Here is a 22,180-nt window from a genome sequence, read left to right on the forward strand (position 1 = left end):
CCTACGGTTCTTCAATCTGATGATTCATTTTTTTTATTATATCAAAACTTATCTGAAAATAAAAGGGCTTTCCTGGATTAATTTCGACTGAACTCTGAGAGAACCAGCCCCTCATTTCTGTCCAAAGTCATACCTACACTCCAAGAATTAATGAACAGCAAAAGCGGATTTCCTTTCAAATCCGTCACCTTTTTCATATCCGAAGTGCCCGTCAATCTGCGCACATCCACCTCGTCCTTGTTCTCAATCCACCGAATATGCTCATATGGCAAGTTTTCCAAAAGTATCTCCACATTATACTCATTTTTCAGGCGGTATTTCAGGACATCAAACTGCAAAACGCCGACAACACCTACAATGATCTCCTCCATACCTGTATTGAATTCCTGGAAAATCTGAATCGCACCCTCCTGGGCAATCTGATTAATCCCTTTTACAAACTGCTTTCTCTTCATGGTATCCATCTGCCGTACCCTGGCGAAATGTTCCGGAGCGAAAGTCGGGATTCCCTCGTAGGCAAACTTCTTCCCCGGCGCGCAGACTGTATCTCCTATTGAAAAAATACCCGGGTCAAACACGCCAATGATATCGCCTGCGTAAGCCTCCTCCACCACATGCCTGTCCTGAGCCATCAGCTGCTGCGGCTGTGACAGACGCATCTTTTTTTCTCCTTGCACGTGGTACACTTCCCTGGACGCCTCAAATTTGCCAGAACAGATACGCATAAATGCAATACGGTCTCTGTGATTCTTATTCATATTCGCCTGGATTTTAAAGACAAACGCAGAAAAATCTTCCTCCATCGGGTCAACCACCCCACAGTCTGCCAGTCTCGGCAGAGGGGAGGTAGTCATCTTCAAAAAGTGCTTCAGAAAAGTCTCCACTCCAAAGTTTGTCAGCGCGGAGCCAAAAAACACTGGCGACAATTTTCCTTGGCTGACCTGTTCCTGGTCAAATTCCGCGCTGGCCCCGTCCAAAAGTTCAATCTCCTCCAATAACTGCTCCTTTTGTTCCTGGGAAATCACTTCGTCTAAACGGGAGTCGTCCACAGAAATTTCTTCCTCAACTCCCTCCTTCGTCCCTTTCTGCGTGTCGCTGAAAGTCAAAACCTTTCTGGTATTTCTGTCATACACGCCTCGAAAATTTTTTCCTGAACCAATCGGCCAATTTATGGGACAGGTGGCAATTCCAAGCTCCTTTTCAATCTCGTCCAACAGCTCAAAGGTGTCATTGGCGTCCCGGTCCATCTTGTTGATAAACGTAAAGATGGGAATATGGCGCATTACACAAACTTTAAAAAGTTTTCTGGTCTGCGCCTCTACTCCCTTAGAACCATCAATGACCATCACTGCGGAATCCGCTGCCATCAAGGTACGATATGTGTCCTCCGAGAAATCCTGATGCCCCGGAGTATCCAATATGTTTATGCAGTAGTCATCATAGTGAAACTGCAAAACGGAAGAGGTGACCGAAATTCCCCTCTCCTTCTCGATCTCCATCCAGTCCGAGACCGCATGTCTCGCCGTAGCTTTTCCTTTCACGGAACCTGCCAGATTGATGGCACCTCCGTACAGGAGAAACTTTTCCGTCAAAGTGGTTTTTCCAGCGTCTGGATGGGAAATAATCGCAAATGTACGTCTTTTTTCTATTTCTTTCGTATACTGAGACACGATATACCTCCTGTATTTACCAATTCTTCGCAAAACACAACGTATTCATTCTATTATACCTGCATGACACTGTCAAGGTCCTATTCCTGCTGCTCTTCGCTCTGTGCAGTGTCCTCCGTCTGAGTACTCTCCTCCGTCTGCGAGCTTTCCTCTGTCTGAGTATCCTCACTGGATTCAGCGTCCACATTAGAAGAAGTAATCACAATCTGCTCTGCTCCCACACCAGTTTTCCGCTGTACAATATCCTCAATCTGCGCTCTTTGGTCATCCCCTAGTTGAGAATTGGAAACCACCACATCAGCCGTCTCCCCTGTCAGATTCACAATCGCGTCCACAAACCCTTTTGCTTCCAAAAGCATCTCTGCGGCCGTCTCCTTCTCTGCCAGCTCAGTCATGGCTACTAGGCTGTCGATGGCCTGTTGCTTTTCTGTCTCAGAGATTTGTTCATTGTCAATAATTTTCTGCAAATCCTCTTTATTTTGTGCTCTCACCTGTTCCCGTGTGATTTTAGCCTGCGCCGCGAAATTGGACGCTCCTGTCAGCACCGCCTCTCCTGGTGTCTCTGTATCCATACTTCCCGTCTCATCCACCGCATCTGTGACCTCTGTGGCATCCGCTACCTCTGTGGAATCCACCGCTTCTTCGCCAGCTGTCTCCTCATCCTGGGCAGCGGTACTCTTTGCGTTTTCTTCCATTACCGTGCTGTCTCCAATATCGTAATCCAGATTTTCCACCTCTTCCAGTATACTATTGTCGCTGCTGGCCTCCTGATCTTTATCGAAGCCGAGATCCACATTGGCAAAATTCAGATATCCCGCCACCGCGATCAACAAAGCCAGACCGGTAATAATGACTTGATTTTTTTTGAATACTTTCTTCACTTGCCCTCTCCTTATATCATTTTCATTATTTTTATTTTATGGGCTTCCACTGGAAATAATGCCATTACTGCCTGCTGAATGTTTCTTTCCACCACAGAATTTCCGACTCCTTCGGCCACAATCACTACTCCTTCCACTTGTGGAGCCTCTTCATCCCCATAAAATTCAGCAGTCTTCTCCTGAACAGAGAGCATCACCTTCACTTCGCCTACTCCTTCCACCTGGGACAAGGTTTCCTCCAACTGACGCTCCATCCGTTCTTTCTGAGTAAGACTGCTGCCTTGATCTGTCTTGGTCCAAGTCATGTTGGAAGAATCCTGAACATTTGTCTCATTCTTTTTCACCGGCAGAGCCATAACAGCAAGCAAGACTCCCACCAGCAAAAGCACCAGCCATTGCTGCTTCGTGATTTTACCCAGAGAGAATTTGGAGCCTTTCTCCTGGGATTTCGTAAATCCGCTCCAGCTCATCCGCCACCGCCTCCTTTTTCTCCTGGCTGCATGCCTCTTTCACCGTCACCTTGATCTTTGCAATTTCCACTTCTTCCCCTTTGTCCAAAGTGACTTCTACCATTCTGGGATACGCCTCCATCTTTACCATGATCTGTCGTATCTGTTCTTCTAGTTCTCTTTCATACTGCTCATAGAGATAATCCTCTTGTGAATGTTCCAAATCCCAGGCCTTCTCCCACAGTTCCTCTTTCATACTGTTTGCCATAAAGTTACGGTCCACCAGATCTTTCAGCCGAAAAATCTGTAAGATCGGTGTAATCAACAGCAGAATCAATAGCAGTCCCAGAAAGTGTCGGATATACTTGTTGTATTTTCCATCAGGAAGAAAATTCATCACAGCCGTAAAAAACAGATAAAACACTGCAAGATTTTTCATCCACTCATAGATTGTCTCCCTCATCCGCTTCCTCCAAAAGTGACAGCCAAAATCACCACCGTAACCATGCACAACACCTGAGTGGTCAACAAAATTCTCAAAAGCAGAGCACAGCCATCTCCCATGATACTTAGACAACCTACCATCCTAGGATCAGACACTGGCTGCGTCAAAGCCGACATCAACCGATAAGTCAAAGACATCAGTCCATACTGTATGATCGGTGTCAGCCCCCAGATCAACAGGATAATCACAAAAGTGACACCCAGACAGTTGCGCACCAGCACAGCAGCAGTCACCACAATTTCTGTGACCGCGTTAAACGCATTGCCTACACCTGGCAGGGCACTGGCAGTCTTGCCAATGGCACTTCTCTTCAACGAATCAATCACCGGCGCGACCAAGGACTGCACAATCTGCATTCCCGCCACTACTCCCAGCATTGTCTTCAGTGACCAGTCTACCAAAGTCCTCAATAAGTCTGCCAATTTGCTCAGCAAATCCTCCTTCGAGAGATGGTTCACCATATTCAGAAGCACGCACAAATTCGCCGCCGGCAGCACAAAGGTAATCATTAGCCACTGAATCAGCCAGACCAGCAGCAAAACCATCTCATAAAAAACTGCCGCAGTCGTTGCCCCGTTAGAAGCTGCCACCGCCAGAAAATAAGCTGGCGCCAATCCCTGCATAAATGTGACTACTGCCCGCAGACTGTCTTCCAGCTGGCTGCTCATATTCTGAAAAGACTCCATCAGAAGCACAAACAGTAGCAGATAGATCACATAAAAACTGATCTCTCCAATTTGTCCATTTTCAAACATGCTTGTAAAATTTGAAAAGACTGCTGCTATCAGCACCAACAGAAAAATTTGTAAGAGAATGGTTTTTTCTCTGGCAAACTGTTCAATGAAAATCTCTCTTAAAAAAACTACAATCGTATCTCCATCCAGACTGATCTCGCCATTCATGAGCTTTCCCATCATCTCCGTGAAAGAAAAAGTTCTTTCCTCCAGCAGGTTGTCCATTACTTCCTGAAGCTCATCCAAATCCAAATCTGACATCAGACGGCTCGTCTCCTCCTCCGCCAGCCCGCTGTTTTCCTCGTCTGAGGGCTCCTCCTGAGCCTTGACACTCACTGTACAGCAGAGAAAACAGAGAAGCAGAAAAATCCCCAAACTGATCTTTTTTATTTTTTTCTTGCCGCCCCAGGCGCTCTTCTTTGCTCTGTTCATGTCATAAAATCCTGAATTGTCTCCAACAAAGCCAGCAAAATCGGCATACTGACTGCCATAATTGCCAACTTACAAAAAAGTTCAATCTGTCCAGCAATGGCGGAGTAACCCGCATCTTTGCAAATACCGGAAGAAAATTGTCCAATATAAGTAATTCCTATCATCTTCAGTATCGCAGCCATGTAAGTACTGTCAATGGGTATGTAAGACCGTATCTTTTCCAGCGAGGCAAACAAGTAGTCCAATTTACCTACCGCCAAAGACAAGATCAAAATTCCCATGCCTAAAGTCAGATATCCTGAGAACTCCGGTCTGGTGTTCTTCATCAGATACCCCAGCAAAACTCCGGCAATCCCCAGGACAGAGATTTTGATTACTTCCACGTTTCCCCCTTTTTCAGCAGCAGGCTTCCTACAATAAAAACAATTTCTGAATGTCTTCAAACAATTCATAGATATAGGGAAGTATCCAAAACAAAACGATTAAAAGACCTGCCAGGCTGGTCAAAAAAGCCTGTTCTTCCCTTCCGCTGTGTTTTAATACCTGTGTCAGCACGGAGACCAGGATGCCCACTGCTGCGATTTTGAAAATAATACTGACTTCCATAGTCCTCCTTCTCTCACTAAAACACTAAAATCGCTAAAAACAGACCTCCTAGAATTCCCAGGCTCCGATACATTCTCTGCTTCGCCGGCATCGTCTTTTCGAAAGAGAGAATCTCCTGTTCCAGCTCTTTTTCAAACAACTGTAATTGTTCTATTTGAACCTTCCTGCTCTCCCTGCCCAGGTGCATCCCAAGCTGGCATAGCAGTTCAAAATCTCTTTGGCTTAGTTCCCAGTTCCTTGTGTATTCCTCCGCCTGTTCCCGGAACATCACCTCCATGGAGCTTCCGGAACCGGACCGCAGCCTTTTGGCCAACCCCCTCGCAAAGACCGCACAGCCGCCGTCCAGTTTTCTTCCGGTCCGCTCTAAAGCCTGGGCCAGCACCGTGTGAGCGCACCCAATCTCGTTTTCCAAGAGAAGAGCCATTCTCCTTAAGTTCTTTAGCTCCCTCAGACGCCGGTTCATCTGAAATACACTGGAAAATCCAAGCCCTGCCCCTGACAGCAGAATCAACAGCATCCCAATTCCTTTCAGCACAGACCTGTCCCCCCTTCCGCCGTTTTTGCGGTCTTCTTCTCACAGAGGCTGTCCATCGGCGTCATAAATACCTCGAATCACTCCTGCTCTTTTCTCATATCCCAACAAAAGGTATCTCTCAAACACCCTCTCTTCCATTAATCTTTGAAACAAAGGCTTACGCCTGAGATCCTCCAGAGAATTCCCATGGACCGTTGCTAGCAATTTACAGCCACAGTGCACCACGGATTCAATGGCATGAATATCCTCATAGTCGCCCAATTCATCTACCGCCACCACCTGTGGCGCCATGGAGCGGATCAGCATCATCATACCTTCGGCTTTCGGGCAGCCGTCCAGCACATCCGTGCGGATTCCCACATCGTTTTGTGCAATGCCCTGATAACAGCCCGCAATTTCTGAGCGCTCATCCACCACCCCTACCGTCCGTCCTGGACAGGAAGAAGTTCCATTGGAAATCTGGCGGATCAAATCCCGCAGCAAGGTAGTCTTGCCGCAGCGGGGAGGAGAAATAATCAGAGTATGAGCCACTTCTTTTCCATATACCCAAGAAAATACCGAATCTGCACAGCCCTTCTTCTCATGAGCCAACCGCAGATTCAGACAAGAGATGTCCCTCATGCCGTCCACCCTCTTGCCAGACAGCACCGTCCTGCCCGCAACCCCAACACGGTGTCCTCCCGGGACAGTAAGAAATCCCTGCCGCAGTTCCTCTTCGTAAGCGTAGAGTGAATACTCGCTGATAATCTCTAAGGTCTCTGAGAGTTCCTCCGCCGTCACTCGAAATGCGCGCTTTAAGTCCCTAGTCCGTCTACCCTTGTCATCCAGAAAAATCTCTCCCTCCTGAGACGATAGCAGCAACGGCTGAGAAACTCTAAGGCGAATCTCATAGATATTTCCAAAGTTCAGACAGGCAGCCTGCAAAACGTGGCGAATCCCCTCCGAAAAGAAAGTCACGACCTGCTCTTGTTCCAACTACTCACCCTCCTTTCCCTCTATGTGCTTCCGAATTTCCGATTGGCACTTCGGAAGTACATACTTCAATATATGAGGACAAACTTTAAAACATGTCATCACAGCACAATCCTGTACGTCTTTGCCAAAGCAATCCTAATTACGACATAAAAAACGCTCTTGACAATTTCAAACTGTCAAGAGCACATCCACACGTATGAAATTTTCTTTTAGATTCCATGCACATGAACAGAAGGAGCTTCCATGATTTAGTCATACTCCGCATAGGAAAGGTCATTTTTGAATCCGAATATCCTTTTGCCTCCACCCAATCTCCATGGGTTTCGCTCCATAGACGGCCATGCTGTACCCGGAGTCAATCTGTAACAGCTCATACCAGCCTTCCTCCAAATTGATCTTTCTCAAATCTTTCGACAAGCCTTCCCCTGTCCATTTCACATACGCCTCTCTCAAAACCCACTGCGTATAAAAGGCTTTCTCTGTATTCGGAGAATCTAAAATCTGACGTGCTAAGTCTGCCGGTACTGTACGTTCTAAGATTCTCTTGATGTTCGAAGCTGCACTGTGAATCTGAATGTCGATTCCCACCTCCTGAGGTGCCACAACACAGACCACATATTTCCCTGAATGGCTGATATTATAGTGTATCTCGGGCCTGCTGCTGATAAAAGGCTTACCGTGCTCTCCCACACTCCTAGCCTCATATTCTAAGCGTATCCCATACTCTTCTCTCAGAGCCTCTCTTAGAAGTTGTTCTCCTACCATATGCTCCATCTTTTTTTCGTATTCCGGCGGCATCACAGTGTAAAAAATCATTGCCTTCATCTAATTTTCTACCTCCTCCAAGAATCGAGATCTCTCCCTCTCTTTTTCAAACTGATGAGTGACATAGCACAAAAACAGTTTTTTCCTTGCCCGAGTCATTCCCACATAGAACAGCCGGCGTTCTTCCTCCAACTGCTCTTCCAAAACAGCCTTTTTATAAGGGATGCTTCCCTCGTTTACATTCAATATGTATACCCTCTCATACTCCAATCCTTTGACGCTGTGCAAAGTGGAAATTGTAACTCCCTCACTTTTCTGACTCTGCCTAGCCGCCTGTTCTTTCAGCTTATTTCCATAGTCTTCCATGTGTTCTTTCCACTGTTCTAGACTGTCCATCCCTTTTGTGCTCTCCTGAATCCGGTCTAAGAGTTCAAACAATTCTTCTGACTTTATTTTACGATATGCGGCATAATCCCGCAAGTATTCTTCATATCCTATCCCATGCCGAATAAAATTGACTGCCGCGTAAGGCTTCATCTGCCTAAGCAGCTTTAACTGTTCTTCCAGCAGATCAATTCTGTCACACATCCACTCTTTTTCTTCATAATACATTCGCAGGCTTTCCAAGGACACCCTCTTTTCATACACTGCCTCCCTGGATATGTACCGGTTCGGCCGATTCATCACTGCCAAGAACCTCTTCCTGCTCATATCCCCTTGTGCCATCTCCATATAATCCAGCAAATTACGGCAAATCCAATGTTCATAGAGGTCCGGCAGTCTTTCTTTCATCGTAAAAGGCAGATGAAATTCCATCAAGACATTCACCATGTTCTCCGCCTCTAAATTCGTCCGAAACAGCACTGCCGCGTCCTCTAAGCTTCCTCCTGCCTCCACAAATTTTTGGAGATCTTTTAGCACAAACAGGCTTTGCTGTCTTGGCTGCTCTAACTGGCAGATTTGGACTGGACAGCCTTTTTCATTGGGAGTAGACAATTTCTTAGGAAAACGGTTTTTGTTGTGTTTAATCATTCTCATCGCACTGTTCAAAATTTCTTCCGTACACCGATAATTCACATTGAGCAGCACCTTTTGAGTTCCAGGATAATCCTTCTCAAAGTTCATCATAATCTGGGGACGCGCACCCCGAAAATGGTAGATGGACTGGTCATCGTCTCCCACGATGAACAAGTTTTTTCTGGGTTCCGCCAAAAGTCGTATCACATCGTACTGAACTGGATTGATATCCTGAAATTCGTCTACCAATATATAGGGAAACCTCTCCTGCCAGGCCCTTCGGATATCTGTTCTCTCCCGCAGAAGTTCCCAGGTGTTCAAGAGCATATCGTCAAAATCCAGCAGTCGGAGGGCACGGCATTTCTTTTGATATCCCAGGTAGATCTTCCGAAAAATCTCATCTGGGCAGTTCTTGGAATAGTAATACTCCAATTCCACCCGGTTTCCTTTTACCATGCTGATTTCCCGCCCCAGTTCTTCCAGAAATTCTCCTTCCTGGCGCAGTTCTTCGCCGTACTGTTCCACCAGCTCCCCCAGAAATTGTTTCTTTTGTTCCTCGCTCAGAATATTCCTGGCATCCAGACCGTAGGCACACTTTAAAATGCCGTAAAAGACCCCGTGAAAAGTTCCGAAAGTCACACCGCTGCCGGAGCGGTTTTCCAGCCTTAAAAACCGTTCTTTCATCTCCCTGGCTGCCGCTTTTGAAAAAGTAACCACCAATATTCCAGTTTCTGGAACCTGATGATGGTGTATCATATATGAAGTTCTCTCAACAATGACGGAGGTTTTCCCCGAACCGGGGCCTGCCAGGACCATCATAGGCCCTGACAGGTGGGCGATTGCCCTTAATTGAGATGGATTTTTTTTCATGATTCACTCAGTTTTTCTATAGCCGCACGAATACGTCCCAGACTTTCCTCTTTGCCGATGATCTCCATAATGCCGGTGGCCCCAGCCGGAGTCATCTGCTTGCCGGATACGGCTGTCCGAATCGGCCACATCACAAAATTGGTCTTGTACTCTTTCTCCTTCATGTACTCGCTCAGAGTCTCAAACAGAGCATCATTTCCGAAGTCCTCCTGCTTCTCTAAGATGGGAAGTACTTCCCTGAGAACCTGACAAGAGGTCTCCTCTGTAGTCTTCATCTTTTTATGCCTGTACATAGAATTGTCATACTCAGGAACTTCCTCAAAGAAAGCAACCATTTCCGGTATCTCTGCAAAGGTCTCAATTCTAGTCTGGACCATCGCCGCTATCTTTCGAAAATCATAGTCTCTTTTCAACGTCTCTTTCATATAAGGAAGCGCCTTTTGATAGAATTCTTCCGGCTCCATGGCTTTGATGTACTCACCGTTCATCCACTTCATCTTTACCATATCAAAGACTGCCGGAGATTTGCTGATATGGTGATAGTCAAACGCCTCCACCAGTTCTTTCAGCGAAAAAATTTCCCTGTTGTCAGAAGGACTCCAGCCCAGCAGCGCCACGAAATTCACCACGGCCTCTGTTAAAAATCCCTGTTCAATCAAATCCTCATAGGATGAATGTCCAGAACGCTTAGACAACTTTTGATGTTCCTCATTGGTAATTAACGGACAGTGGACATACGTAGGAATCTCCCAACCAAAAGCCTCATAGATACGGTTATATTTCGGTGCTGAAGAGAGGTACTCATTTCCTCTCACCACATGGGTAATCCCCATCAGATGGTCATCGATGACATTGGCAAAATTATAAGTAGGATACCCGTCTGTCTTGATCAAAATCAGATCTTCCAGTTCTTCATTGTTTACTGTGATGTCTCCATAAATCACATCGTGAAAAGTCGTCGTTCCCTCCGTAGGCATATTAAAACGAATCACATGGGGTTCCCCTGCTGCCAGCTTCGCCTCTACCTCTTCTTTGGTCAGCTTCAGGCATCGCTTGTCATAGATGGCAATCTCTTTGCCTGCCACTTCCCGTCTCATGGACTCGAGAGTCTCTTTATCGCAGAAGCAATAATAAGCGTCTCCTTGTTCCACAAGCTGCTGCGCATATTTCAAATAAAGTCCAGAGGCGTTTCTCTCACTCTGAACATAGGGACCAAAGCCTCCATCCTTATCCGGTCCCTCATCGTGGACCAGCCCCGTCTTCTCCAGAGTACGGTAGATAATGTCCAAGGCCCCTTCCATAAGTCTCTCCTGGTCGGTGTCCTCAATTCTCAGGATAAAATCTCCGCCTTCATGCTTCGCAATCAAATATGCATACAATGCTGTCCTCAAATTTCCCACATGCATTTTGCCTGTAGGACTGGGGGCAAATCTTGTTCTGATCTTACTCATTTTCTTTGTCTCCCTGTTATTTATTTTCATTCAATTTTACTCGACATAACATTATAGCGCAAGCTGTGCCAATATGTCCATAGATTTTCCATGAATCACAAGATCTGCTTTGGAGTCTGCATAATGTTCCCTGTTATGAATTAAAATAACTCTCTTGCCTGTAAAATAGCGCAGAAAAGATTCCGCCAAAACAGAGCTCATATCACATCCCAACAGCAAAAGCGTGTCTGCCTTACTCACCTCATCCGCCGCTTTCGTGGACAGAGCATTGTTCACCATCTCCCCGGCCAATACAATCTGCGGACGAATGGTCGTTCCACAGTTCTCACACCTTGGCACTCCTTTAGAATCCCGAATGTATTCCAGAGGATATTTTCTTCTGCAATGCGGACACTCATTGTGGTATACGCTTCCATGAAGCTCAATGACATTTTTACAGCCTGCTCTGTGAGCCAGAGAAAAAATGTCCCGGGTGATTATCATTTTCAATACTCCCATATCTTCCAGCTTCTTTAAGGTTTTAAGGCCGTCATTGATCTCACCCAAACTGCTGATCAGATCGTTTTTATAAAATTCAAAGAACTCTCTCACCCTCGTATTATAGAATCCGGCACTGAAAATCTCCTCTGGAGACCGTCCGTATTTTTCTTCGATTTCATATGCGTACTTTGATCTTCGATAACTGGTGCAGCCACACTCCATGCTGACGCCAATTCCTTTCAGGATTACCAGATAGTCACTTTCCAACAGCATCTTCTTCAGTAAAATTAATCTCTCCTCCATCATAATTATCCCTCCTGAGCATGTAAAAAATGAGGTAACTCTGGCTTTCTTCTAGTCGATCTCTACTCTGCAAAGTCTTCGGACATTCCTTTCAAAGACTATCCAATGACCCATGACCTCCTTTTATCTATTATACAATTCCTGTTTTTTCCATGCAATATCAAAATGCTGAAACTATATGTCTAATCATTTTAACACAAAAAGCCGCCCTGCCGGACAGCTTTTTCATGTAACAGAAAAGGCCTTATCACGCTAATGCGCGAAAGCCCTTTCCTATCACATAAATGCTCTCTCATTGAAACTCTTCCATAATCTCAGCCACAGTCTCGATTCTGTCACAGCGCCACACATTTGCCCCACAAAACAACAGGCCTTCCTTGGTATTTCCCTCCACAGCATTCACCAAGGCATCTGTGATGCAATACGGAATTTCTTTTGGACTGCAAGTCACAATACAGTGATGACATCTTCGAATCGGCAATTTTTCTCTTTGTACCCTCTGTACAAACTCATTTTGAATTGCTCTGCCCGGCATTCCTACTGGGCTTTGTACGATACACACGTCCTCCTGTCTTGCATCCAGATAACTCTGTTTGTACTCCATGGATGCATCACACTCTTTTGTGGTCACAAAGCGGGTGCCAAGCTGAACTCCATCCGCTCCCAATTCCAGGGCATGGTCTAAATCTTCCGACTTGAAAATCCCGCCCGCCACTGCTACAGGTATCTTTTTTTTGTACTTATCCGCATATTCCCTCACCAATTTTACGACAGAGCGAATCACTTCATCATATCCCAGCTCATCTATTGTCTCTAGCTCTTCTCTCGAAAATCCCAAATGTCCTCCCGCTTTTGGTCCTTCAATTACCACCAAATCAGGGGCTGTCTGGTACTTTCGATCCCACATTTTGCAGAGCACCTTCGCCGATTTCAGGGAGGAGATAATCGGAGCGATCTTCGTTTTGCTGCCCTGAACCAATCCGGGCAAATCCACAGGAAGCCCGGCTCCTGAGATAATCAAATCGACCCCGTTTTTCACTGCCTCCTTCACATACTCCTTATAATGCTGGGTGGCAACCATGATGTTCACTCCCAGTATTCCTTTTCCCTCCGAAATCTGGCGGGCCTTCAAGATTTCCTTTTTCATAGCCCGAAAATTAGCCTCCAGAGGATTCTTACAAAAATCAGCTTCTCTCCAGCCGATCTGAGCTGTGGAAATCACACCGACGCCTCCACAGGCCGCCACGCTCCCAGCTAAGCTGGACAGGCTGATTCCCACACCCATTCCGCCTTGTATCACAGGAATCCTAGCTGTCAAATTTCCGATCACCAATGGCTTACGATTTTTCATTACATTCTCCTAAATCTCTCATACCGTTCCATCGCAAACTGCTCTTTCGTCTTTCCAGCCTGTCTGCGCAGGAATCGCTTAATCTGAATCTTCAAATATTCCCCGATCTCTTCTAAATTGTCTGCACAAGCTGGGGACTCTTCTGGAATCACTCTCTCAATGATTCCCAGTTCTTTCAACTCAGCCGCTGTCACCTTCATCACCTCAGCTGCCTCGTCGGCCTTCTTACTGTCTTTCCAGAGAATAGATGCAAAGCCTTCCGGCGAGAGAATCGTGTAGGTAGAATTCTCCATCATCCACACCTCGTTACCCACACCCAGGGCGAGAGCCCCGCCGCTTCCTCCTTCTCCAATGACAATCGAGAGAATCGGCACCGTCAAATCAGACATCTCCATCAGGTTCCTGGCTATCGCCTCCCCCTGACCTCTCTCTTCAGCCTCAATGCCGCAGAAAGCACCTGGCGTATCAATAAATGTGATAATTGGGCGTCCAAATTTCTCCGCCTGCTTCATCAGTCTCAGTGCTTTTCGGTATCCTTCCGGAGATGGCATTCCAAAGTTTCTAATCAGATTATCCTTGGTGCTTCTACCTTTCTGAATTCCAATCACAGTTACAGGCTGTCCATCCAGGTAGGCGACTCCACCTATTACCGCTCCGTCATCTCGAAAGGCCCTGTCTCCGTGAAGCTCCATGAAGTCCCCAAACAGCAGCGAAATATAGTCCAAGGCCACCGGTCTTTTGGGACTTCTCGCGGTCTGAACCCGCTCCCACGCACTCATAGAAGCGCTGGCCTTATGCCCCTTCTTTTTTTCGTGAAACTGCTTTCTTCCCGGCCACTCCTGAGGGAAAGAAGCATAATCCGGCTTTTTGGAATGAAGACGAATAAGGTTGGAAACCGTCGCTTTTAACTGGTCTCTGGTCACAATTGCGTCAATCATTCCATGCTCCAGCAAAAACTCCGATTTCTGAAACCCTTCCGGCAGCTTCTGCCCAATGGTCTGCTGAATCACACGAGGCCCTGCGAACCCGATCAGAGCATCCGGCTCCGCAAGTATCACATCTCCTAGCATCGCAAAGCTTGCGGTGACTCCTCCCGTGGTAGGGTCTGTCAAAATCGGAAGATAAAACAGTCCTGCCTTTGAGTGAGCCTTAATCGCCGCGGAAGTTTTTGCCATCTGCATCAAAGAGACCATTCCCTCCTGCATCCTCGCACCACCAGAACAGCAGAAAAGCACTACCGGCAGTCTTCTGACTGTCGCCTCCTCGAAGGCCCGGGTGATCTTCTCTCCCACCACATAGCCCATGCTAGCCATGAGAAACCTGGCGTCACAGGCACCGATTACCACAGGCTGCCCATCCACGGTCCCTAGTCCGATGCGCACGGCCTCATCTAGCCGCGTTTTTTCCTGAAGCGCCTTCACCTTCTGTGGATATTCCGGGTAATCCAACGGATTCGTGTTTTCAATTCCCGTAAACCACTCCTCGAAGGAATGCGGGTCCAAAACCATCTTCATCCTTGTCTTTGCCTTGATACGGAAATAACCTCCGCATTTGGGACAGACATAGTGATTTTCAACCACATCCTCCTTATAGACCATCTCCGAGCACTTCGGACACTTTACCCAAAGTCCCTTAGGCACTTCAGGCGTCTGCTCCACCGGCTGTGAGACGCTGGTCTTTTTAAAAAATTTTTTCAAATCAGGCATGGTATCACTCCTTATTCACCGAAATGTTCCGGGATAAAATCCGTCGTAATCTTTCCCGCTTGAAAATCAGGCTCGCTTAAAATCTCATACTGAAAATCAATGTTCGTCTTCAAGCCGTCAATGACCAGCTCTCCGAGCACGCTTTGCATCTTTCGGATTGCGCTGGGCCGGTCTTTGTCGTGGACAATTACCTTGACAATCATAGAATCATAGTTTGGCGGAATATGATAGCCATTATACACCGCAGTATCCATCCGCACTCCATTTCCACCTGGCAAATGTAAATACTCAATCGTCCCCGGACAGGGCATAAAATTGCGTCCCGGGTCCTCCGCATTGATTCTACACTCAATCGCATGACCTCGAAGTTCTATCTGGGATTGGCTCACAGAAAGAGGCAGCCCTGCGGCCACTTGAATCTGCTCCTTTACCAAATCCACGCCAGAGACAAGCTCCGACACAGGATGCTCCACTTGAATCCGTGTGTTCATCTCCATAAAGAAAAACTCCCCCGATTCATCCAACAGAAACTCTATCGTTCCAGCATTCTCATAGCCCACTGCCTTTGCCGCCCGTACCGCAGTCTGTCCCATCTTTTGGCGAAGCTCCTCTGTCAGAGCCACACAGGGAGACTCCTCGATCATCTTCTGATGCCGTCTTTGAATCGAACAGTCTCTCTCTCCTAAATGCACCACATTTCCAAACTTATCGGCCATAATCTGTACTTCCACGTGGCGCGGCTTTCTCACATACCGCTCCAAGTACATGGTGTTATCCCCAAAAGCATTGACTGATTCCTGCTGAGCCATCTGAAAATGCTCCAGAAATTCTGCTTCGCTCTCAGCGATTCGCATCCCTTTGCCGCCTCCGCCGGAAGAAGCTTTTATCATCACCGGAAAGCCGATTTCTCTGGCCGCCTCCAATGCGCTTTCAGGGTCATACACCGGCTCTTTGGTGCCAGGAACCACGGGAACACCTGCCTTTCGCATCGTGTTTTTCGCTTCCGACTTATTCCCCATCTTCTGAATCAGTTCCGCAGACGGACCGATAAAGGTCACATTGCACTGCTGACACATCTCCACAAACTTACTGTTTTCCGAGAGAAAACCAAAGCCCGGATGAATTGCCTGGGCCTTGGAGGCGATAGTGGCACTTAAAATCCTCTCCATATTCAAATAACTGTCCTTTGGGGCCGCCGGCCCGATACAGATCGCCTCATCTGCCAGCTGTGTGTGCAAAGCGTCTCTGTCAGCCTCCGAGTAGACAGCGACGGTTTGAATTCCCAGCTCTCTGCACGCACGGATGATACGGACGGCGATCTCTCCTCGATTGGCAATCAATATCTTTCCAAACATCTCGCTACTCCTATCCGATGGCAAAGGTCAGCTCCGCCATTGCAGCAACTTTTCCGTCCTGCTTTACCGCCTTTGCCTTACCGATTCCGATGGGCCCTTTCTGCTTGATGATCTCCACTTCCAGGGTTAGTACATCTCCCGGCACTACTTTATTCTTAAACTTCGCAGAATTAATTCCGCCGAAATATCCGATTTTTCCTTTGTTCTCCGGCTTGCACAGCATCGCCACACAACCAGCCTGAGCCAGTGCCTCTATAATCAGCACTCCTGGCATCACCGGCTCCTGGGGAAAGTGTCCTGCAAAAAACGGTTCATTATAAGACACACATTTTTTTGCCACTGCTCGGACGCCTGGTTCCAGCTCTTCCACGGTATCAATCAGCAAAAAAGGCTGTCTGTGAGGAATAATCTCCATAATCTCTTTCGTCGTCAGCTTCATCGTTTGGCCTCCTCTATCCAATTACAAACAGCGGCTGTCCATACTCCACCATCTGCTCGTTTTCCACTAAAATCTCCTTGATCTCACCCTCAAATTCGGACTCAATCTCATTCATCAGCTTCATGGCCTCTACAATCCCCAGAACCTGGCCTTTTTTCACCACGTCGCCCACCTGGACATATGGCTTTGCGTCCACGTTAGGCGCACAGTAGAAGGTTCCCACCAGAGGAGATTTCACCACCATGCTACCGGCCGTCTCTTCTACCTGTGGCACAGCCGCCGTTTGTACCATGGGTTCTGCCACAGTAGCTGCCGCCGTTTGCGATGCAGCCACGACAATATTCTTACTGTCTTTGTCTGTGCGCATGGAAATTTTCAGTCCACCCTCTTCCACCTCGAAACGAGTCAAATTTGACTTACTCACGGCCTCAATCAGCTCTTTGATTTTATCATAATCCATCTTGTCCACCTCACAATTTATCCGTGATATTTTTTCAACAGAATGCTGGCATTGTGTCCGCCGAATCCCAGAGAATTACTCAGTGCATACTCCACATCTTCCTGAATCGCAGCTTCGGTCACATAATTCAGATCACACTCTTCGTCCGGCACCTGATATCCTACTGTCTTGTGAATCCATCCTTCTTGAATCGTCTTCACACAGGTAATAAACTCTACCGCTCCGGCAGCACCCAATAGATGGCCGACCATGGATTTCGTAGAGTTGACGCGGATATCTTTCGCATGTTCCCCGAACAGAGTTTTGATGGCTCTGGTCTCAAAGAGATCATTGTGGTGGGTACTGGTACCGTGGGCATTGATGTAAGTCAAAACCTCCAGAGGTACCCCCGCCTCTTTCATCGCAAGCTCCATAGCCTTTGCCGCTCCGGAGCCATCTTCGATAGGTGAAGTGATATGGTAAGCATCCGCCGTGGTACCGTAGCCCACAACCTCCGCCAAAATATTTGCCCCTCTTTTCTTCGCGTGTTCCAATTCTTCAAGAATTACCACACCTGCTCCCTCACCCATCACAAAACCGTCTCTTTCTTTGTCAAATGGAATCGAGCATCTTTGCGGATCTGTGGAAGTAGAAAGTGCAGTCAACGCCGCGAAGCCACCCAATCCGACTGGTGTGATCGCCGCTTCTGTACCGCCTGCTACCATCACATCGGCATCCTCGCACTGAATACTTCGGAAAGCTTCACCAATGCTATTGGTTCCTGTTGCACAAGCCGTCACAACATTAATGTTTTTTCCTCTCAGCCCTAGCTGAATGGACACGTTGCCGGCCGCCATATTGGAAATCATTAGCGGAACCATCAGAGGATTGACACGGTTCGGTCCTTTCTCCATCATTTTCTTATATTCCCGTTCTATTACCTGAAGGCTTCCAATCCCTGAACCGATGGAACAGCCCACACGGAAGGAATCCTCTTTGTCCATATCCAGCCCTGAGTCTTCCATCGCTTCCTTCGCGGCTGCCACTGCATACTGACAAAACAGTTCCATTCTTCTCGCAGCCTTAAAATCCATGTAGTCTTTTCCCTGAAAACCTTTGACCTCCGCTGCCAGATGCACTTTAAATTCCGTGGTGTCAAAATGGGTCACTTCCCCAAAACCAGTTCTGCCCTCCTTCACACCGTTCCAGAACTCCTCTACATTCAGACCGATGGGAGTGATCGCTCCCATCCCTGTCACAACTACTCTTCTCATCTTACTCCTCCTACATATTCATTCCGCCATCCACACTGATGACCTGCCCAGTAATGTAATCTGCCTTTTCTGATGCCAGAAATGCCACCACATTGGCGATATCAGAAGTTTTCCCAAAACGTCCCAGGGGAATCTGCCCACAGGCAGCTTTCTTTACATCCTCCGAAAGAACTTGCGTCATCTTTGTGTCCACAAAACCAGGGGCCACCGCATTCACTGTAATTCCACGGCTAGCCAGCTCTCTTGCCATCGTCTTGGTCAAACCGATCACCCCAGCCTTCGACGCCGCATAATTGGCCTGTCCTGCGTTCCCCAAAATTCCAGAGACAGAGGAAATGTTAATAATCTTTCCGCTTCTTTGTTTCAGCATCTGACGAGACAGATGGCGAATCGTATTGAAGGTTCCCTTCAGATTGATATTCAAAACCGCGTCAAAATCTTCTTCCTTCATCTTCATAATCAAGTTATCCCTTGTGATTCCCGCATTGTTCACCAGAATATCAATATGTCCATATTCTTTTACTAAATCCTTCATCATGGCTTCACAGGCGTCAAAATCACTCACATTGCACTGATAAACCGCGGCCTTTCCACCTTCACTCTCGATAATCCCTTTTGCCTCTTCTGCTCCTGCCTGGGAACCATTGTAATTGATGATAACAAAAGCACCCTCCTTTGCCAGCGTTCTCGCGATCTCTCTTCCAATTCCACTGCTGGCTCCTGTTACCAATGCTACTTTATTTTCTAACATTTTCTTATACTCCTTTTACCACTTTCTCCAAGTCTTCCAACTTTTCTACATTTACGGCTTTTACATTCCGATTGATCTTTCTCATAAATCCGGTCAGTGTCTTTCCAGGACCGATCTCAATAAACGTGTCTACCCCTTCAGAAATCATTCTCTCTACACTCTGTTGCCAAAGAACAGAAGAAGACACCTGCTGCACCAACAGAGATTTCACTAATGATGGGTCTGTCACATACTCCGCGGTGACATTCGTCACATAAGGAATATCAAAATTCATAATTTTTACAGGTTCCAGCACCTTTTTCAGCTGCTCACCTGCCCCTGTCAGCATCTTAGAATGAAAAGGACCACTTACCTTCAGCGGAAGTACTCTTCTGGCCCCTGCTTCTTTCAATGCCTCTCCCGCCATGCTAACTGCCTTTGTCTCCCCAGTAATCACAATCTGCCCCGGACAGTTATAGTTTGCCACTGAGACAATTCCTTCTGTCTCCTGGCAGATCTTTTCGATCATCTTTGCTTCGCAGCCCAAAACCGCAGCCATAGCACCGCCTGTGGGAACTGCTTCCTGCATGTAAATTCCCCTTTTGCGCACCACTGCAAAAGCATCCTCCATAGACATCGCCCCAGAAGCCACCAAAGCTCCATACTCGCCCAGACTCAATCCCGCATTGACACAGGAAGACATTCCCTGTTCTTTTAAGGCTTCCAAAATTGCCACGGATACACCAAGCATTGCGATCTGTGTATATTCTGTAATATTGATCTTGTCGTTTTGCTCAAAACAAAGAGCAGGTAAATCCAATTTCGCCACCTGGCCCGCAAGATCTATCACTCTTTTACAAACTGGTATTTTTTCATAAAAATCCTGGCCCATCCCCACATACTGTGCACCCTGGCCAGGAAAGATAAAAGCAACTCTACTCATATTTCCACCTTTTTTTATCATAATCACAAAATAGTTTGATATGCAAAATATATGTCGAAAAAAATTTTGTCCGCCCCACGGCGGACAGGGCTGCCTCGCCCCTCATATACTCAGACATTTAAGGAGAAAGGTGTGGATTACTCTTCCACACCTTTATTTTTCAAATAATCAATTACTGCTCCAACCGTTGTCAGATCTGTCAACTCCTCCGCAGGAATCTCCACAGAATACTTGTCCTCCAAGCTCATTACCAATTCAAACAAATCCAAAGAATCTGCTCCCAGATCATCTTTAAAATTTGTCTCCAAAGTAATAGAATCAGCATCACAGTTCAATTGTTCAGCAATGATTTCCTTCATGTTCTCTAACATTTTTCATATCTCCTTTTTCTCATCAATCATCTGCATTTCAGCAATTATTTTGATGCTCAAAGTATATATTCTGCTTTCTGATTTGTCAAGACATATTTCAGATTTTTCCAAAATTCCGATAACGATTCAACCCTGCACAAAGTTAAAAAATCTGAGTTCAAACTTGTTTGAAAACAAAGATTTTTTTATTCTTTATATTTGACGTTTAGCCATAAGCGAGGATTTAGCCGCATATGCTGTGACATAAGCTGCGTAGCAGCTAATTCGAGCTGTTATGGCTGAACTGTTACTAATTCCGGCGTTACGTAGCCATGACTGATGGTGCTCAACTTCTTCCTGCACCTATTCACAGACAAAGCTCACATATCTTCGACACCAACAGACACTAATGTCTCTGTCCGCTGACAGCAATCTGCTTCCTAGACTCTTCCTCCACTTCCTGCAGCTTAATTTGGTGAGAAACTCCCAGGGCAATTCCCATCTCGGCCATGAGAAACAGAATCGAAGTACCTCCGTAGCTGACAAAAGGCAACGTCACACCCGTCGTTGGGATAATGTTGGTTACCACGCAGATGTTTAAAATCACCTGCAAAGCAATATGTATCATAATTCCAGCTACCAACAAAGACCCGAACAAATCCGGCGCATTCTGGCTGATAAAAAACAGTCGGTATAAAAGATAGGCAAAGAGCAGCAGAACCAGAGCTCCTCCGAAAATCCCCAGCTCCTCACACACAATCGAAAAGATCATATCGTTTTGGGCCTCAGGCACAGAACCCAGTTTTTGCACACTGTTTCCCAGACCTTTTCCAAAAAAACCTCCCGAGCCAATCGCGTACAGAGCCTGCATAACCTGGTAGCCGCCCGCATCTGAATTCTGTTCTGGATGTAGCCACACCAGAACTCGCTGAACACGGAAGCTTCCGCTCTCCGCAGTGTCAATGCTGAATTTCAAAATCTGAACTAGAATAACCAGAAGTACAAACATGACGGCTGTAATTGCCACAAAGTATCTCGTATAAGGACTAGCCATCGCCACCAAAATCCAGGTGATACCGCAGATAATGATACCCGTACTCAGGTTATCTGTCGCCAGATATGCTGTAGCACCCAGCACCCCGCCTATTCCCAGTAAAACCACGGTCGCTCTGAGCGTCTGTATCTGTTTTCCCATCTGTACAATCAAATAGGAAATGCAGACAATCGCGGCAATCTTCGCAATCTCTGAAGGCTGAAACTGCACACCCAGTTTCAACCATCTCTTCGCCCCGTTCACTGTAACCCCCAGCGGGGACAAGACCAGAAGCATCAAGACCATCGCTGCCGCATATAAAAATGTCGTGAAATTCTTCAGGATATGGTAATCAAACATGGAGATTATTACCATACATACGATTCCACCGGCGCTGATTGCGGCCTGTTTTCCGAAATAGTACATATCATCTTCAAATCTGGCTTCTGCCACGTAGGCACTGGTACTGTATAACATCACCAACCCAAAACAGGTCAGCAGAACAACTACTGCCAAAAGGCTATAATCATAATAACCGTCTTTATTCAAAACCAGAAATCTTCTTTTTTTCTGTCTTCTTTTATTTTTCTTATCACTCATACAAGGAATACCCCTAATCTGGTCTGAAATTATTTACAACTGCTTTACACAACAACAATAACGCCCCATGATAGTTCAGCCATACAGTGTACGGAAAGCATAAAGCATACTTGTATGTTTTTGCGAACAGACATCTGTACGAGCTAAGCGCCTCTCCATGAATAAAACAGCAGCGTCAGCTGCGGTAAACACGCAATATGTTTTTACGAATGGCACTGGATGAACTGTTACGTCACCACAGACATTACGGTCACGTATAGGAGTTATTATATCTATTTTTTCAAAAA

Annotated in this window: 23 protein-coding genes; all 23 read right to left on the minus strand. The window is 46.6% G+C overall.

Annotation, left to right across the window (positions count from 1 at the left end):
* Positions 1 to 77 precede the first annotated feature (77 nt).
* A complete protein-coding gene (locus tag BLHYD_RS10270; RefSeq protein ID WP_005948736.1) occupies positions 78 to 1,670 on the minus strand; it encodes a peptide chain release factor 3 in 1,593 nt (530 codons plus the stop codon).
* A gap of 80 nt (positions 1,671 to 1,750) precedes the next feature.
* On the minus strand, positions 1,751 to 2,551 hold the full coding sequence (locus BLHYD_RS10275; RefSeq protein ID WP_005948735.1) for a SpoIIIAH-like family protein: 801 nt from the start codon (positions 2,549 to 2,551) through the stop codon (positions 1,751 to 1,753).
* 11 nt (positions 2,552 to 2,562) lie between these two features.
* The gene (locus BLHYD_RS10280) at positions 2,563 to 3,021 is read right to left on the minus strand and encodes a hypothetical protein (RefSeq protein WP_021845637.1); all 459 of its coding nucleotides are present in this window, start codon (positions 3,019 to 3,021) and stop codon (positions 2,563 to 2,565) included.
* The gene (locus tag BLHYD_RS10285) at positions 2,963 to 3,463 is read right to left on the minus strand and encodes a stage III sporulation protein AF (protein ID WP_005948731.1); all 501 of its coding nucleotides are present in this window, start codon (positions 3,461 to 3,463) and stop codon (positions 2,963 to 2,965) included. The genes BLHYD_RS10280 and BLHYD_RS10285 overlap by 59 nt, the downstream gene beginning before the upstream one ends.
* The gene (locus BLHYD_RS10290; protein ID WP_005948729.1) at positions 3,460 to 4,671 is read right to left on the minus strand and encodes a stage III sporulation protein AE; all 1,212 of its coding nucleotides are present in this window, start codon (positions 4,669 to 4,671) and stop codon (positions 3,460 to 3,462) included. The genes BLHYD_RS10285 and BLHYD_RS10290 overlap by 4 nt, the downstream gene beginning before the upstream one ends.
* Positions 4,668 to 5,054, minus strand: a complete 387-nt coding sequence (locus BLHYD_RS10295) for a SpoIIIAC/SpoIIIAD family protein (RefSeq protein WP_005948727.1) — start codon at positions 5,052 to 5,054, stop codon at positions 4,668 to 4,670. Before BLHYD_RS10295 ends, BLHYD_RS10290 begins: the two co-directional genes overlap by 4 nt.
* Before the next feature lie 28 nt (positions 5,055 to 5,082).
* Positions 5,083 to 5,277 carry a stage III sporulation protein AC gene (gene spoIIIAC / locus BLHYD_RS10300; protein ID WP_005948726.1) on the minus strand — a complete coding sequence of 65 codons (195 nt, stop codon included), beginning with the start codon at positions 5,275 to 5,277 and terminating at the stop codon, positions 5,083 to 5,085.
* A 16-nt stretch (positions 5,278 to 5,293) separates the two neighbouring features.
* Positions 5,294 to 5,812 (minus strand): stage III sporulation protein AB, encoded by a 519-nt coding sequence (locus BLHYD_RS10305; RefSeq protein ID WP_005948724.1) that lies wholly within the window; start codon positions 5,810 to 5,812, stop codon positions 5,294 to 5,296.
* Between the two features lie 39 nt (positions 5,813 to 5,851).
* The gene (spoIIIAA, locus tag BLHYD_RS10310; protein ID WP_005948722.1) at positions 5,852 to 6,787 is read right to left on the minus strand and encodes a stage III sporulation protein AA; all 936 of its coding nucleotides are present in this window, start codon (positions 6,785 to 6,787) and stop codon (positions 5,852 to 5,854) included.
* A 273-nt stretch (positions 6,788 to 7,060) separates the two neighbouring features.
* Entirely contained in the window at positions 7,061 to 7,612 is a 552-nt protein-coding gene (locus tag BLHYD_RS10315) for a 4'-phosphopantetheinyl transferase family protein (protein WP_005948718.1), read from the minus strand.
* Positions 7,613 to 9,439, minus strand: coding sequence for an ATP-dependent helicase (locus tag BLHYD_RS10320; protein ID WP_005948716.1), 1,827 nt, complete (start codon positions 9,437 to 9,439; stop codon positions 7,613 to 7,615). It abuts the gene before it with no gap.
* A complete protein-coding gene (gene gltX, locus BLHYD_RS10325; RefSeq protein ID WP_021845632.1) occupies positions 9,436 to 10,890 on the minus strand; it encodes a glutamate--tRNA ligase in 1,455 nt (484 codons plus the stop codon). Before gltX ends, BLHYD_RS10320 begins: the two co-directional genes overlap by 4 nt.
* 51 nt (positions 10,891 to 10,941) lie before the next feature.
* A complete protein-coding gene (locus tag BLHYD_RS10330) occupies positions 10,942 to 11,676 on the minus strand; it encodes an SIR2 family NAD-dependent protein deacylase (protein ID WP_005948713.1) in 735 nt (244 codons plus the stop codon).
* Between the two features lie 289 nt (positions 11,677 to 11,965).
* Positions 11,966 to 13,024 carry an NAD(P)H-dependent flavin oxidoreductase gene (locus tag BLHYD_RS10335; RefSeq protein ID WP_005948712.1) on the minus strand — a complete coding sequence of 353 codons (1,059 nt, stop codon included), beginning with the start codon at positions 13,022 to 13,024 and terminating at the stop codon, positions 11,966 to 11,968.
* Positions 13,024 to 14,730: an acetyl-CoA carboxylase carboxyl transferase subunit gene (locus tag BLHYD_RS10340; protein ID WP_005948710.1), complete on the minus strand. Its 1,707-nt coding sequence runs from the start codon at positions 14,728 to 14,730 to the stop codon at positions 13,024 to 13,026. The genes BLHYD_RS10335 and BLHYD_RS10340 overlap by 1 nt, the downstream gene beginning before the upstream one ends.
* 11 nt (positions 14,731 to 14,741) lie before the next feature.
* Positions 14,742 to 16,085, minus strand: coding sequence for an acetyl-CoA carboxylase biotin carboxylase subunit (locus BLHYD_RS10345; protein WP_005948709.1), 1,344 nt, complete (start codon positions 16,083 to 16,085; stop codon positions 14,742 to 14,744).
* 10 nt (positions 16,086 to 16,095) lie between these two features.
* On the minus strand, positions 16,096 to 16,524 hold the full coding sequence (gene fabZ, locus BLHYD_RS10350) for a 3-hydroxyacyl-ACP dehydratase FabZ (protein ID WP_005948708.1): 429 nt from the start codon (positions 16,522 to 16,524) through the stop codon (positions 16,096 to 16,098).
* 13 nt (positions 16,525 to 16,537) lie between these two features.
* Entirely contained in the window at positions 16,538 to 16,984 is a 447-nt protein-coding gene (gene accB / locus BLHYD_RS10355; protein WP_005948706.1) for an acetyl-CoA carboxylase biotin carboxyl carrier protein, read from the minus strand.
* Between the two features lie 17 nt (positions 16,985 to 17,001).
* Positions 17,002 to 18,237, minus strand: a complete 1,236-nt coding sequence (fabF, locus tag BLHYD_RS10360; RefSeq protein ID WP_005948705.1) for a beta-ketoacyl-ACP synthase II — start codon at positions 18,235 to 18,237, stop codon at positions 17,002 to 17,004.
* A gap of 10 nt (positions 18,238 to 18,247) precedes the next feature.
* Positions 18,248 to 18,988: a 3-oxoacyl-[acyl-carrier-protein] reductase gene (gene fabG, locus BLHYD_RS10365; protein ID WP_005948704.1), complete on the minus strand. Its 741-nt coding sequence runs from the start codon at positions 18,986 to 18,988 to the stop codon at positions 18,248 to 18,250.
* Positions 18,989 to 18,992: 4 nt separating this feature from the next.
* Positions 18,993 to 19,910, minus strand: coding sequence for an ACP S-malonyltransferase (gene fabD, locus BLHYD_RS10370; RefSeq protein WP_021845627.1), 918 nt, complete (start codon positions 19,908 to 19,910; stop codon positions 18,993 to 18,995).
* 137 nt (positions 19,911 to 20,047) lie between these two features.
* On the minus strand, positions 20,048 to 20,281 hold the full coding sequence (gene acpP, locus BLHYD_RS10375; RefSeq protein WP_005948702.1) for an acyl carrier protein: 234 nt from the start codon (positions 20,279 to 20,281) through the stop codon (positions 20,048 to 20,050).
* Between the two features lie 385 nt (positions 20,282 to 20,666).
* Entirely contained in the window at positions 20,667 to 21,893 is a 1,227-nt protein-coding gene (locus BLHYD_RS10380) for an FtsW/RodA/SpoVE family cell cycle protein (RefSeq protein ID WP_005948701.1), read from the minus strand.
* Positions 21,894 to 22,180 lie beyond the last annotated feature (287 nt).

Origin of the sequence: Blautia hydrogenotrophica DSM 10507, from assembly GCF_034356035.1 — a bacterium.
Lineage (GTDB): Bacteria > Bacillota > Clostridia > Lachnospirales > Lachnospiraceae > Blautia_A > Blautia_A hydrogenotrophica.

Coding starts and splice junctions, on each gene's coding strand:
- fabZ (WP_005948708.1), bottom strand. CDS start 16,524: ATGAAGCTGACGACGAAAGAGATTATGGAGATTATTCCTCACAGACAG.
- accB (WP_005948706.1), bottom strand. CDS start 16,984: ATGGATTATGATAAAATCAAAGAGCTGATTGAGGCCGTGAGTAAGTCA.
- BLHYD_RS10345 (WP_005948709.1), bottom strand. CDS start 16,085: ATGTTTGGAAAGATATTGATTGCCAATCGAGGAGAGATCGCCGTCCGT.
- fabD (WP_021845627.1), bottom strand. CDS start 19,910: ATGAGTAGAGTTGCTTTTATCTTTCCTGGCCAGGGTGCACAGTATGTG.
- BLHYD_RS10280 (WP_021845637.1), bottom strand. CDS start 3,021: ATGAGCTGGAGCGGATTTACGAAATCCCAGGAGAAAGGCTCCAAATTC.
- spoIIIAC (WP_005948726.1), bottom strand. CDS start 5,277: ATGGAAGTCAGTATTATTTTCAAAATCGCAGCAGTGGGCATCCTGGTC.
- gltX (WP_021845632.1), bottom strand. CDS start 10,890: ATGAGTAAGATCAGAACAAGATTTGCCCCCAGTCCTACAGGCAAAATG.
- BLHYD_RS10340 (WP_005948710.1), bottom strand. CDS start 14,730: ATGCCTGATTTGAAAAAATTTTTTAAAAAGACCAGCGTCTCACAGCCG.
- fabG (WP_005948704.1), bottom strand. CDS start 18,988: ATGTTAGAAAATAAAGTAGCATTGGTAACAGGAGCCAGCAGTGGAATT.
- BLHYD_RS10315 (WP_005948718.1), bottom strand. CDS start 7,612: ATGAAGGCAATGATTTTTTACACTGTGATGCCGCCGGAATACGAAAAA.
- BLHYD_RS10290 (WP_005948729.1), bottom strand. CDS start 4,671: ATGAACAGAGCAAAGAAGAGCGCCTGGGGCGGCAAGAAAAAAATAAAA.
- BLHYD_RS10285 (WP_005948731.1), bottom strand. CDS start 3,463: ATGAGGGAGACAATCTATGAGTGGATGAAAAATCTTGCAGTGTTTTAT.
- BLHYD_RS10380 (WP_005948701.1), bottom strand. CDS start 21,893: ATGAGTGATAAGAAAAATAAAAGAAGACAGAAAAAAAGAAGATTTCTG.
- BLHYD_RS10320 (WP_005948716.1), bottom strand. CDS start 9,439: ATGAAAAAAAATCCATCTCAATTAAGGGCAATCGCCCACCTGTCAGGG.
- BLHYD_RS10335 (WP_005948712.1), bottom strand. CDS start 13,024: ATGAAAAATCGTAAGCCATTGGTGATCGGAAATTTGACAGCTAGGATT.
- fabF (WP_005948705.1), bottom strand. CDS start 18,237: ATGAGAAGAGTAGTTGTGACAGGGATGGGAGCGATCACTCCCATCGGT.
- BLHYD_RS10330 (WP_005948713.1), bottom strand. CDS start 11,676: ATGATGGAGGAGAGATTAATTTTACTGAAGAAGATGCTGTTGGAAAGT.
- acpP (WP_005948702.1), bottom strand. CDS start 20,281: ATGTTAGAGAACATGAAGGAAATCATTGCTGAACAATTGAACTGTGAT.